Origin of the sequence: Mycobacterium sp. E2462, from assembly GCF_001672685.1 — a bacterium.
Classification (GTDB): domain Bacteria; phylum Actinomycetota; class Actinomycetes; order Mycobacteriales; family Mycobacteriaceae; genus Mycobacterium.
On record NZ_LZKC01000017.1, the window covers coordinates 24,049 to 36,462 of the forward strand.

The 12,414-nt window shown below is 69.0% G+C and carries 10 protein-coding genes and 2 pseudogenes; 9 read left to right on the plus strand and 3 right to left on the minus strand.

Going from position 1 to position 12,414, the window contains the following annotated elements:
* Positions 1–16 precede the first annotated feature (16 nt).
* The 3 genes from A5714_RS01110 to A5714_RS01120 all read left to right on the plus strand — a co-directional run bounded on the left by A5714_RS01110 (position 17) and on the right by A5714_RS01120 (position 2,834).
* Positions 17–862 (plus strand): enoyl-CoA hydratase, encoded by an 846-nt coding sequence (locus tag A5714_RS01110; RefSeq protein WP_197502960.1) that lies wholly within the window; start codon positions 17–19, stop codon positions 860–862.
* A gap of 33 nt (positions 863–895) precedes the next feature.
* Positions 896–2,524, plus strand: coding sequence for an ABC-F family ATP-binding cassette domain-containing protein (locus A5714_RS01115; protein WP_068281907.1), 1,629 nt, complete (start codon positions 896–898; stop codon positions 2,522–2,524).
* Positions 2,525–2,624: 100 nt separating this feature from the next.
* Positions 2,625–2,834, plus strand: a complete 210-nt coding sequence (locus A5714_RS01120; RefSeq protein ID WP_068074991.1) for a helix-turn-helix domain-containing protein — start codon at positions 2,625–2,627, stop codon at positions 2,832–2,834.
* A gap of 30 nt (positions 2,835–2,864) precedes the next feature.
* On the opposite strand, the gene A5714_RS01125 is transcribed toward A5714_RS01120, so the two are convergent.
* A complete protein-coding gene (locus A5714_RS01125) occupies positions 2,865–3,452 on the minus strand; it encodes a TetR/AcrR family transcriptional regulator (RefSeq protein WP_068074988.1) in 588 nt (195 codons plus the stop codon).
* Between the two features lie 9 nt (positions 3,453–3,461).
* The gene (locus A5714_RS01130; RefSeq protein WP_156747114.1) at positions 3,462–6,293 is read right to left on the minus strand and encodes an aconitate hydratase; all 2,832 of its coding nucleotides are present in this window, start codon (positions 6,291–6,293) and stop codon (positions 3,462–3,464) included.
* Between the two features lie 199 nt (positions 6,294–6,492).
* On the opposite strand from A5714_RS01130, the gene A5714_RS01135 reads away from it, so the two are divergent.
* The 6 genes and pseudogenes from A5714_RS01135 to A5714_RS01160 all read left to right on the plus strand — a co-directional run.
* Positions 6,493–7,074 (plus strand): DUF6676 family protein, encoded by a 582-nt coding sequence (locus A5714_RS01135; protein ID WP_068281911.1) that lies wholly within the window; start codon positions 6,493–6,495, stop codon positions 7,072–7,074.
* 229 nt (positions 7,075–7,303) lie between these two features.
* On the plus strand, positions 7,304–8,752 hold the full coding sequence (gene ripA, locus A5714_RS01140) for an NlpC/P60 family peptidoglycan endopeptidase RipA (protein WP_068281913.1): 1,449 nt from the start codon (positions 7,304–7,306) through the stop codon (positions 8,750–8,752).
* Between the two features lie 4 nt (positions 8,753–8,756).
* Positions 8,757–9,512, plus strand: a complete 756-nt coding sequence (gene ripB, locus A5714_RS01145; RefSeq protein WP_156671406.1) for an NlpC/P60 family peptidoglycan endopeptidase RipB — start codon at positions 8,757–8,759, stop codon at positions 9,510–9,512.
* Positions 9,513–9,652: 140 nt separating this feature from the next.
* Positions 9,653–10,786, plus strand: a complete 1,134-nt coding sequence (locus tag A5714_RS01150; protein ID WP_068074979.1) for a MoxR family ATPase — start codon at positions 9,653–9,655, stop codon at positions 10,784–10,786.
* A 38-nt stretch (positions 10,787–10,824) separates the two neighbouring features.
* On the plus strand, positions 10,825–11,736 hold the full coding sequence (locus A5714_RS01155) for a DUF58 domain-containing protein (protein WP_369829407.1): 912 nt from the start codon (positions 10,825–10,827) through the stop codon (positions 11,734–11,736).
* Positions 11,733–12,059: pseudogene (locus tag A5714_RS01160) on the plus strand (BatA domain-containing protein); the annotation flags it as partial. The gene A5714_RS01155 and the pseudogene A5714_RS01160, both read left to right, overlap by 4 nt.
* On the opposite strand, the pseudogene A5714_RS24935 reads toward A5714_RS01160, so the two are convergent.
* Positions 12,056–12,414, minus strand: a pseudogene (locus A5714_RS24935) (VWA domain-containing protein); the annotation flags it as partial. The pseudogenes A5714_RS01160 and A5714_RS24935 overlap by 4 nt on opposite strands.

The window sequence follows — 12,414 nt, forward strand, 5'->3', positions numbered from 1 at the left end:
GCCCCCCGCGCCGCGAATAGGCGCTCAGCAACGTCCGCGATACCGTGCTGGGGTGAGTTTGGTACTCGTCGACCAGCCGCGGCCCGGGGTCGCGCTGATCACCCTGAATCGGCCCGAGCGAATGAACTCGATGGCCTTCGACCTGATGCTGCCGCTCAAGGAGGCCCTCGACCAGGTCACGCACGACAACTCGGTGCGGGTGGTCGTGCTGACCGGCGCGGGCCGCGGATTCTCCTCGGGCGCCGACCACAAGTCGGCGGGAGCGGTGCCCCACGTCGACGGGTTGACCCGGCCCACCTACGCGTTGCGCTCGATGGAAGTGCTCGACGAGGTGATCCTGGCCCTGCGGCGGCTGCACCAGCCGGTCATCGCCGCGGTCAACGGCGCGGCCATCGGCGGCGGGTTGTGCTTGGCGTTGGCCGCCGACATCCGGGTCGCCTCGACCGGCGCGTATTTCCGCGCGGCCGGCATCAACAACGGGTTGACCGCCAGCGAACTGGGGTTGAGCTACCTGTTGCCCCGCGCCATCGGTGCGTCGCGGGCGTTCGAGATCATGCTGACCGGCCGCGACGTCACCGCCGAGGAGGCCGAGCGCATCGGGCTGGTGTCCTGCCAGGTCCCCGAGGAGCAACTGCTGGACACCTGCTACGCGATCGCCGCGCGCATCGCCGCCTTCTCCCGGCCGGGTGTCGAATTGACCAAGCGCACACTGTGGAGTGGGCTCGACGCCGGTAGCCTGGAAGGGCACATGCAGGCCGAAGGTCTGGGACAGCTGTTCATCCGCCTGCTCACCGCCAACTTCGAAGAAGCGGTTGCCGCGCGTGCGGAGCGCCGACCGCCGGCGTTCACCGACGACAAGTAGGCGCTGGACCGCCGCAACCCAGGGAGACCGATCGTGATCACGGCCACGGACCTCGAGGTCCGCGCTGGCGCGCGCATCCTGCTGTCACCCGACGGGCCGGACCTGCGCATCCAGCCGGGCGATCGCATCGGCCTGGTCGGCCGCAACGGTGCGGGCAAGACCACCACCCTGCGCATCTTGGCGGGGGAGACCGAGCCGTACGCCGGGTCCATCAGCCGCATCGGCGAAATCGGTTATCTCCCACAGGATCCCAAGGAAGGTGACCTCGACGTGCTGGCGCGCGACCGGGTTCTGTCGGCGCGGGGGCTCGACGTGTTGCTCACCGATCTGGAGAAGCAGCAAGCGCTCATGGCCGAGGTTGCCGACGACGATGCCCGCGACCGCGCGATTCGCCGGTACGGCCAACTGGAGGAGCGGTTCGTCGCCCTCGGCGGGTACAGCGCCGAGAGCGAAGCCAGCCGCATCTGCGCCAGCCTCGGGCTGCCGGAACGGGTGCTGGGCCAGCAGCTTCGCACCCTCTCGGGTGGGCAACGCCGCCGCGTCGAGCTGGCCCGCATCCTGTTCGCCGCGTCCGACAGCGGCGCGGGCCAGGCCACCACCCTGCTGCTCGACGAGCCGACCAACCACCTGGACGCGGATTCGATCGGCTGGTTGCGGGACTTCCTGCGGTCGCACACCGGCGGGCTGGTGATCATCAGCCACAACGTCGAGCTGCTCGCCGAGGTCGTCAACCGCGTCTGGTTCCTCGACGCCGTGCGCGGCGAGGTCGACGTCTACAACATGACCTGGCAGAAGTACCTGGACGCGCGGGCCACCGACGAGCAGCGCCGCCGCCGTGAACGCGCCAACGCCGAACGCAAGGCCACCGCGCTGCGCAGCCAGGCCGCCAAGCTGGGCGCGAAAGCCACCAAAGCCGTTGCGGCGCAAAACATGCTACGGCGCGCCGACCGGATGATGGCGGCCCTGGACGACGAGCGGGTCGCCGACAAGGTGGCGCGCATCAAGTTCCCGACCCCGGCCGCGTGCGGGCGCACCCCGCTGGTGGCCACCGGCCTGAGCAAGTCCTACGGCTCGCTGGAGGTGTTCAGCGGCCTGGACCTGGCGATCGACCGGGGTTCGCGGGTGGTGGTGCTCGGACTCAACGGCGCCGGGAAGACCACGCTGCTGCGGCTGCTGGCGGGCACCGAGACACCCGACGCCGGGGGGCTCGAGCCGGGGCACGGCATGCGGCTGGGCTATTTCGCGCAGGAGCACGACACCCTCGACAACGACGCCACCGTCTGGGAGAACATCCGGCACGCCGCGCCCGACACCGGTGAGCAGGACCTGCGCGGCCTGCTGGGCGCCTTCATGTTCAGCGGCCCGCAGCTCGACCAACCGGCGGGCACCCTGTCCGGTGGGGAGAAGACGCGGCTGGCGCTGGCGGGATTGGTGGCGTCGAAGGCGAACGTGTTGCTGCTCGACGAGCCGACGAACAACCTCGACCCCGCGTCGCGCGAGCAGGTGCTCGACGCGCTGCGCAGCTACGAGGGGGCGGTGGTCCTGGTGACGCACGACCCCGGCGCGGCGGAGGCGCTGGACCCGCAGCGGGTCGTGCTGCTGCCCGACGGCACCGAGGACTTCTGGTCCGACGAATACCGCGATCTCATCGAGCTGGCCTGATTAATTGACGCGGCCGTCGCGGTTTGACGAATTCGGCCCGCGCCCACACGGCCGTTCTTACTCTAGGTGCTTGCGATCGTGTACCGGCGGCGGAGGAGCCATGGGAAGAACTGTGCCAGCGTCGGCCAAGACGCGCGACCAGATGCTGGATGACCTGCGCCACGCCTACGAAAGCGGGGCCAGCATCCGCAGTTTGGTAACCACCACCGGCAGGTCCTACGGGTCGGTCCACAGCATGCTGGTCGAGTCGGGCACCACGATGCGCAGCCGAGGCGGTCCTAACCGCACCGCCAAGTCCGCCCGGGCCTAGCGTCACCGCGAAACGTCCCCTCGTTCGCGGTTACGCGAGCCCGGCGGCCGGGGAATCGTTGCGGCGCAACGAGTTCTCGGCAAGGTCCAGGACCGCGGCCAGGCGTTGCGGGTCCTCGCCGGACGCCAGCCGGGCGACGAGGCCGTCGAGCACCAGTTCCAGGTAGCACAGCAGCACATCACCGGGCACGTCGTCGCGCACCCGGTGCGCCTCGGTCTGTCTGCGCAACCGTTCGGTGGTCGCCGCCGCCAGCTCGGCGGACCGCTCGGCCCAGCCACGGCTGAACGCCGGGTCGTTGCGCAGCTTGCGCGCGATCTCCAATCTGGTGGCCAGCCAATCGAATTGGTCCGGCGCCGCCAGCATGTCGCGCATCACCTGGATCAGGCCTTCGCGGGAGGCGACGTCGGCCATCCGCTCGGCGTCCTCGTGCGCCAGCGCGAAGAACAGCGCGTCCTTGTCACGGAAATGGTGGAAGATCGCGCCGCGGGACAGCCCGATCGCCTTTTCCAGCCGCCGCACCGTCGCCTTGTCGTAACCGTATTCGGCAAAGCAACGGCGGGCGCCGTCGAGGATCTGGCGGCGGCGGGCCGCCAGATGGTCCTCGCTGACCTTGGGCACGGGTGCCGGCTAGCCGGATTTCTGGCTGGACTTCAGCATGTTGCGCAGCACGAACTGCAGGATGCCGCCGTTGCGGTAGTAGTCCGCCTCACCGGGGGTGTCGATGCGCACGACGGCGTCGAACTCGATCGTGTCGGCGCCGTCCTTGCTGGCCTTGACGTGCACCGTCTTTGGCGTCTTGCCCTCGTTGAGGGCCTCGATGCCGGTGATGTCGAACACCTCGGTGCCGTCCAGACCGATGTCCTTGGCCGACTTGCCGTCGGGGAACTGCAGCGGGATGACGCCCATGCCGATCAGGTTGGAGCGGTGGATGCGCTCGAACGACTCGGCGATCACCGCCCGAACACCCAGCAGGCGGGTGCCCTTGGCCGCCCAGTCGCGCGACGACCCGGAGCCGTACTCCTTGCCGCCCAGCACCACCAGCGGAATGTCTTGTGCCGCATAGTTTTGGGCCGCGTCGTAGATAAAGGCCTGGGGGCCACCGTCCTGGGTGAAGTCGCGCGTGTAGCCACCCGAGACGTCGTCGAGCAGCAGGTTGCGCAGCCGGATGTTGGCGAACGTGCCGCGGATCATCACCTCGTGGTTGCCGCGCCGCGAGCCGAAGGAGTTGTAGTCCTTGCGGTCCACGCCGTGCTCGTCGAGGTACTGCGCGGCCGGCGTGCCCGGCTTGATGCTGCTCGCCGGCGAAATGTGGTCGGTGGTCACCGAGTCGCCGAGCAGCGCGAGCACCCGGGCGCCGGTGATGTCGGCGACCGGCTCGGCCTCGGCCGGCATGCCCTCGAAGTACGGGGGCTTGCGCACGTACGTCGAATCCTCGCTCCACTCAAAGGTATTGCCGCTAGGTGTCGGCAGGTTGCGCCAGCGCTCGTCGCCCTTGAACACGTCGGCGTAGTTCTTGGTGAACATCTCTTGATTGATGGCCGAGGCGATGGTGTCGGAGACGTCCTGCTGCGACGGCCAGATGTCTTTGAGGAACACATCGTTGCCGTCCTTATCCTTACCCAGCGGGTCGGACTCGAAATCGAAGTCCAGCGTGCCGGCCAGCGCGTACGCGACCACCAGCGGCGGGGACGCCAGGTAGTTCATCTTCACGTCGGGGCTGATGCGGCCCTCGAAGTTCCGGTTGCCCGACAGCACCGCCGTGACGGTCAGGTCGTTGTCGTTGATGGCCTTGGAGATCTCCTCGGGCAGCGGGCCCGAGTTGCCGATGCAGGTGGTGCAGCCGTAACCCACCAGGTAGAAACCCAGCTTCTCCAGATACGGCCACAGCCCGGCCTTTTCGTAGTAGTCGCTGACCACCTGGGAGCCCGGCGCCATCGACGTCTTGACCCACGGCTTGGATGTCAAACCCTTTTCCACGGCGTTGCGGGCCAGCAGCGCGGCGCCCAGCATCACCTCGGGGTTGGAGGTATTGGTGCACGACGTCACCGCGGCGATCACCACGGCGCCGTGGTCGAGCACGAATTCACCGCGCTCGTCGGACTTGACCGTCACCGGGTTGCTGGGGCGGCCCTTGGCGTGTGCGGCGGCGGATTCGACGACCACCGGGGTGTCGTCGGCGTGCCCGTTCTCGACCGCGCCCGGGTCGCTGGCGGGGAATGTCTCGGCGACCGATTCGTCGAGTTTCGAGTAGCCCTGGTCGCCGTCACCGTCGACATAGCTGGGGATCTGCTCGCGGAAGGTGGCTTTCGCGGCCGACAGCGCGATGCGGTCCTGCGGACGCTTGGGCCCCGCGATCGAGGGCACCACCTCGGACAGGTCGAGTTCGAGGTACTCGGAGAACGCGGGCTCGCGCTTCGGGTTGTGCCACAGGCCCTGCTCCTTGGCGTAGGCCTCGACCAACGCGAGCTGCTCGGGCTTGCGGCCGGTGAACCTCAGGTAGGAGATGGTCTCCTCGTCGATCGGGAAAATGGCCGCGGTGGAGCCGAATTCGGGGCTCATGTTGCCCAGGGTGGCGCGGTTGGCCAGCGGCACCTCGGCCACCCCCTCGCCGTAGAACTCGACGAACTTGCCGACCACGCCGTGCCGGCGCAGCATCTCGGTGACGGTCAGCACCACGTCGGTCGCGGTGACACCGGGCTTGATCTCGCCGGTCAGCTTGAAGCCGACGACACGCGGGATCAGCATCGACACCGGCTGGCCCAGCATGGCGGCCTCAGCCTCGATGCCGCCCACGCCCCAGCCGAGCACGCCCAGGCCGTTGACCATCGTGGTGTGCGAGTCGGTGCCCACGCAGGTGTCGGGGTAGGCCACCCCGTTGCGCTCCATCACGACGCTCGCCAGGTATTCGATGTTGACCTGGTGCACGATGCCGGTGCCCGGCGGCACCACCTTGAAGTCGTCGAAAGCGCCTTGGCCCCAACGCAGGAACTGGTAGCGCTCGCCGTTGCGCTGGTATTCGATCTCGACGTTGCGCTCGAACGCGTCGGCGGTGCCGAACAGGTCGGCGATTACGGAGTGGTCGATCACCAGGTCGGCCGGCGCCAGCGGGTTCACCTTGTCCGGGTCACCGCCGAGGTCGGCGACGGCCTCGCGCATGGTGGCCAGGTCCACGATGCAGGGCACGCCGGTGAAGTCCTGCATGACCACGCGCGCGGGGGTGTACTGGATCTCGATGCTGGGCTCGGCTTCGGGGTCCCAGTTCGCGATGGCCTCGATGTGGTCCTTGGTGATGTTGGCGCCGTCCTCGTTGCGCAACAGGTTCTCGGCGAGGACTTTGAGGCTGTAGGGGAGTTTCTCGGTGTTCGGCACGGCGTCGAGGCGATAGATCTCGTAGCTGTTGTCGCCGACCTTGAGGGTGTCGCGGGCTCCGAACGAGTTCACCGAATCCTTGCTAGTCACATCAACTCCCGTGGATTAAGTTCTTCCGTCGACGGGCCGTGTCGACGGGGCTGAAGGAAAACCGAGCCAACTTTAACAGTACGCTTGTCCTGCATTAGAGGCGGGTGCCGTCCTCCAGTCTTGTCTCGTGGAGCGCGGGTTTAAACCCCCCGCGGCAAGTCGGCTACCGTTCCCGTAGAACCGCCGCAGGAGGGACACGATGACCGGGCAAGATTCCTTCGCCGCACCGCCGCCGCAGGCGCCCGTCTTCGCGCACCCGGTTCCCGCCTACATCCCCACGGACGTCGACATGGCCGCGGTCAAGGCGCAGGTCGCCGCGACCGGGGTCAGCGCGGCGCCGGACGCGATGCCGGGGTTGCTCGACATCGTCAACCAGGCGCACGCCCACGGCATCAACCTCAAGATCGTCCTGCTGGACCACAACCCGCCCAACGACACCCCCTTGCGGGACATCTCGACCGTCGTCGGCGCCGACTACCACGACGCCACGGTCCTGACGCTCAGCCCCAGCTACGTGGGCACCTACAGCACGCAGTTCCCGCGCGTGACGCTCGAGGCCGGCGAGGACATCGCCAAGACGGGCAACCCGGTGGTGTCGGCGCAGCACTTCCTGCACGAGTTGGAGACCCCGGAGTTCCCCTGGACCGGCCTGACCATCTTCTTGCTGATCGCCGTGCTGGCGGCGGCCGTCGGCACCCGCGTGTTACAGCGACGCGCTCGGCCAGCAACGCAGGACGAGTCGGCCGGCGCCGCGGAAGTGACGCCCACCAACACCGCCTAGCACGGAAATCCGCTCGGCGGCCCCGTCGCCTTGTCATGCATCGGCAAACACGCCAGATCACCGTTCGGTCACAGTAAACGCACGTAGAGAGTGCGATTCCCGTGGAGCATAGGCACGTCCACCGGTGTGACGTACGGTGCAAATGATGCTGGTGTTGTCTTTGGCGCTTTTCCCGATTTGTGTGGCTGGCGCCGTCCGTCGCGTAGAGCCGTAGGGAGACCTGAGTCGAATGAGACGCACACGCTGGGGGTCCTCCATGCGGCCGTCCTCGAGGCTGGTCCGGCCGGTCGTGCCGTCGGTCTTAAGCGTTGCATTCCTGTTGTGCACGCCGGGCCTCGCGCAGGGCGACCCCGCCGCCGACAAGCTCGCCGCCCTCATCGCCAACGTGGCCCAGGCCAATCAGCGGCTGCAGAACCTGAGCGCCGAGATCCAGACCGAACAGGAGAGCGTCAACAAGGCCCTGGTCGACGTGGAGACCGCCCGGGACAACGCCGCGACGGCCGACCGCGACCTCGCGTCCAGCGAGCAGGCGGTCAAGGACGCCAACGCATCGATCGCGGCCGCGCAGCACCGCTTCGACACCTTCGCCGCCGCCGCCTACATGAACGGCCCGTCGAACAGCTACCTGACCGCCAGCAGCCCCGACGACATCATCGCCACCGAGGCCGCGCAGAAGACCCTTACCTCGAGCTCGCAGACGGTGATGGCCAAGCTGCAGCAGGCCCGCACCGAGCAGGTGAACAAGGAGTCGGCGGCGCGGCTGGCCAAGCAGAAGGCGGACAAGGCCGCCGGTGACGCCAAGTCCAGCCAGGACGCGGCGGTGGCGGCGTTGACCAACTCCAAGCAGAAGTTCGAGGAGCAGCGCGACCAGGCCGTCAAGCTGGCCGCGGAGCGCGACGCCGCCCAGGCCAAGCTCGAGGAGGCCCAGCGCGAGGCCGCGCGGCAGTGGTCGACGAACCCGGCCGCGCCCGACGCCCCGGCGTCCGGCGACCGGTGGGAGAACGGCTCGGGCGGCGCTCCGGCCCCCACCACCGGCGCCCGCCGGTGGGACGGCGCCTGGGACCCGACGCTGCCGATGATTCCCAGCGCCAACGTCCCCGGCGACCCGATCGCCGTCATCAACCAGGTGTTGGGCATCTCGGCGACCTCGACTCAGGTCACCGCCGGGCTGGGCCGCAACTTCCTGCAGCAGATGGGCATCCTCAAGCCCGACGACACCGGCATCACCAACGCCGGGCCGGGCGGTGTCGGCGGCCGCATCCCGCGGGTTTACGGGCGGCAGGCCACCGAATACGTGATCCGCCGCGGCATGTCGCAGATCGGCGTGCCCTACTCCTGGGGCGGCGGGAACGCCGCCGGCCCGAGTAAGGGCATCGACTCCGGCGCCGGCATCACCGGCTTCGACTGTTCCGGGCTGGTCCTGTACTCGTTCGCCGGCGTGGGCATCAAGCTGCCGCACTACTCGGGGTCGCAGTACAACCTGGGCCGCAAGATCCCGTCGTCGCAGATGCGCCGCGGCGACGTCATCTTCTACGGTCCCGGCGGTAGCCAGCACGTGACCATCTACCTCGGCGACGGGCAGATGCTCGAGGCGCCCGACATCGGCCTCAAGGTGCGGGTCGCCCCGGTGCGCACCAGCGGCATGACGCCCTACGTGATCCGTTACATCGAGTGGTGACCGAATGAACAGCCCACGAGTAGCCCTGCGCCGCAGCGGGATTCGTCCTCTCATCCTGGCCTGGATCACCACCTTGGTGACCGGGCTGGCGCTGTCTGTAGCGGGGCCCGTGCCGCTGGCCGGCGCCGACCCCGGGCAGTGGGACCCCACGCTGCCGGCCACGATCAGCGCGGGGGCGCCGGGTGACCCGCTGGCGGTCGCCAACGCCTCGCTGCAGGCGACGGCCCAGGCCACCCAGACGACGTTCGACCTGGGCAAGCAATTCCTCGGCGGGCTCGGCATCAACATCGGCGGCGATCCGGCACCGACGGCGGCACCGCCCACCAACCCGGGCGGCAAGATCCCGCGGGTCTACGGCCGGCAGGCGATCGAATACGTGATCAAGCGCATGGGCGCCCAGATGGGTGTGCCCTATTCGTGGGGCGGTGGCTCGCTGGACGGCCCCAGCAAGGGCGTCGGGGACGGCGCCAACATCACCGGCTTCGACTGCTCGGGCCTGATGCGGTACGGCTTCGCCGGTGTCGGCGTGCTGATCCCGCGGTTCTCGGGCGACCAGTACAACGCCGGGCGGCACATCCCGCCGGACCAGGCGCGCCGCGGGGACCTCATCTTCTACGGCCCGGGCGGCAGCCAGCACGTCACGATGTACCTGGGCAACGGGCAGATGCTGGAGGCCTCGGGCAGCGCCGCCAAGGTTACGGTCAGCCCGGTTCGTAAGCCCGGCATGACGCCGTTCCTGACTAGGATCATCGAGTACTAGTCCCGGGCGAGGCCGTGCGCACGGCCCACCAGCGTCGACGGAATTCGGCGGGCCTGGAATAGTTGGACGCGGGCACGTCGCTGCCCCACGACATCGGTCGTGTTGGCAGTCGAGTGCTATTGAGCTGTGGAGGGTTCTTGATGACAGCAGCAGGTGGGCCGCCCCCGGGCGCCAGCGGTTACTCCGGCCCGGGTGGGCATTCCGCCGCGCCGGCCCACGAGGCGCCTGCCGGCGGCGGCAACGGCCTGGCGGGCGAGGTCCAGACGCTCGAGCGCGCGATCTTCGAGGTGAAGCGGATCATCGTGGGCCAGGACCAGCTGGTGGAGCGGATGCTGGTCGGGCTGCTGTCCAAGGGGCACGTGCTGCTCGAGGGCGTGCCCGGCGTCGCCAAGACGCTGGCCGTCGAGACCTTCGCCAAGGTGGTGGGCGGGACATTCGCGCGCATCCAGTTCACTCCGGACCTGGTGCCCACCGACATCATCGGTACCCGCATCTACCGCCAGGGCAAGGAGGAGTTCGACACCGAACTCGGCCCGGTGGTGGCCAACTTCCTGCTCGCCGACGAGATCAACCGCGCGCCGGCCAAGGTGCAGTCGGCGCTGCTGGAGGTCATGCAGGAGCGCAAGGTCTCCATTGGCGGCAAGAGCTACCCGCTGCCCAACCCGTTCCTGGTGATGGCCACCCAGAACCCGATTGAGCACGAGGGCGTCTACCCGCTGCCCGAGGCGCAGCGGGACCGCTTCCTGTTCAAGATCAACGTCGGCTACCCCTCGCCGGAGGAGGAGCGCGAGATCATCTACCGCATGGGTGTGCGGCCGCCGGAGCCCAAGCAGATCCTCAACACCGGTGACCTGATTCGGCTGCAGGACATCGCGGCCAACGTATTCGTCCACCACGCCCTGGTCGACTACGTGGTGCGGGTCGTCACCGCCACCCGGCACCCCGAGCAACTGGGCATGAACGACGTCAAGACGTGGATCTCCTTCGGCGCGTCGCCGCGCGCCTCGCTGGGCATCATCGCCGCGTCGCGGTCGTTGGCGCTGGTCCGCGGCCGCGACTACGTGATCCCGCAAGACGTCGTCGACGTCATCCCCGACGTCCTGCGGCACCGCCTGGTGCTGACCTACGACGCCCTGGCCGACGAGATCTCCGCCGAGGTCGTTATCAACCGGGTGCTGCAGACGGTCGCCCTGCCACAGGTGAATGCCGTTGCCCAGCAAGGACATTCGGCGCCGCAGGCCATGCAGGCCGCCGGTGCCGGCAGCGGTCGGTGACGAATCCGCAGCGGCCGGCGGTGTCACACCCGCCCTCGATGCAGCGCGGGCTGATCGACGACCCGAAGCTGTCGGCGGCGCTGCGCACCCTGGAGTTGACGGTCAAGCGCAAGCTCGACGGCGTCCTGCACGGCGACCACCTCGGCCTGATCCCCGGGCCGGGCTCGGAGCCGGGGGAGTCGCGCGAGTATCAGCCCGGCGACGACGTGCGGCGGATGGACTGGGCCGTCACCGCGCGCACCACCCATCCGCACGTCCGGCAGATGATCGCCGACCGCGAATTGGAAACCTGGCTGGTGGTCGACATGTCGGCCAGCCTGGACTTCGGCACCGTGGGATGCGAGAAGCGGGACCTCGCGGTGGCCGCCGCCGCCGCGATCACCTTCCTCAACAGCGGCGGTGGCAACCGGCTGGGCGCGGTGATCGCCAACGGCGCCACCATCACCCGCGTCCCGGCGCGCTCGGGACGCCAGCACGAGCAGACGCTGCTGCGCACCATCGCCACCACCCCGCGCGCGCCGGTCGGGGTGCGCGGTGACCTGGCGACGGCCATCGACGCGCTGCGCCGGCCCGAGCGCCGCCGCGGCATGGCAGTGATCATCAGCGACTTCCTGGGGCCGATCAATTGGATGCGCCCGCTGCGGGCGGTCGCCGCCCGCCACGAGGTGCTGGCCGTCGAGGTGCTCGACCCCAGGGATGTGGAACTGCCCGACATCGGCGACGTGGTGCTGCAGGACGCCGAAACCGGCGCCACCCGCGAGTTCACCATCGACGCCCAGCTGCGCGACGACTTCGCCAAGGCGGCCGCGGCGCACCGCGCCGAGGTAGCACGCACCGTCCGCAGCTGCGGCGCCCCGATCCTGACGCTGCGCACCGACCGCGACTGGATCGCCGACATCGTTCGATTCGTGGAATCCCGGCGGCGCGGGGCGCTGGCGGGTCGGCAGTGACGCTGCCGCTCCTCGGCCCGATGTCGCTGTCGGGTTTCGCGCACGCCTGGTTCTTCCTGTTCCTGCTGGTCGTGGTCGGGTTGGCGGCGCTGTACGTGCTGATGCAGCTGGCACGGCAGCGCCGGATGCTGCGCTTTGCCAACATGGAACTGCTGGAAAGCGTGGCTCCCAAGCGGCCCTCGACGTGGCGGCACGTCCCGGCGCTTCTGCTGGTCGCGTCGCTTGTGTTGTTCACCATCGCGATGGCCGGGCCCACCCAGGACGTCCGCATCCCGCGCAACCGCGCGGTGGTGATGCTGGTGATCGACGTGTCGCAGTCGATGCGCGCCGGCGGTGGCGAATCGCCGCCGCCGATCACCGCGCCGACGGTGGCAATGGCCTGCAGGGCGGTGAAGATGCCCTCGCCGGTCGCGGTGCGGTCGGCGAATTGCAGCTTGTCCAACGCGGACTTGGTGGAGTCGCGGTTAGTGGTCGGCGACACCAGCACCGTGGCCGTGCCGGCGTACGCGATCAGGCCGAGGTTGATCCCGGGCGTGAGCTCGTCGGCGAACTGCTTGGCCGCCTCCTGCGCCGCGGCCATGCGGTTGGGCGCCACGTCGGTGGCGCGCATCGACTGCGACACGTCGATCACCAGCATCACCACCGCGCGGTTGCGCGGGATGCGGACGTCCTGGGTGG

Coding starts and splice junctions, on each gene's coding strand:
- A5714_RS01120 (WP_068074991.1), top strand. CDS start 2,625: ATGGGAAGAACTGTGCCAGCGTCGGCCAAGACGCGCGACCAGATGCTG.
- A5714_RS01135 (WP_068281911.1), top strand. CDS start 6,493: ATGACCGGGCAAGATTCCTTCGCCGCACCGCCGCCGCAGGCGCCCGTC.
- ripA (WP_068281913.1), top strand. CDS start 7,304: ATGAGACGCACACGCTGGGGGTCCTCCATGCGGCCGTCCTCGAGGCTG.
- ripB (WP_156671406.1), top strand. CDS start 8,757: ATGAACAGCCCACGAGTAGCCCTGCGCCGCAGCGGGATTCGTCCTCTC.
- A5714_RS01150 (WP_068074979.1), top strand. CDS start 9,653: ATGACAGCAGCAGGTGGGCCGCCCCCGGGCGCCAGCGGTTACTCCGGC.
- A5714_RS01155 (WP_369829407.1), top strand. CDS start 10,825: ATGCAGCGCGGGCTGATCGACGACCCGAAGCTGTCGGCGGCGCTGCGC.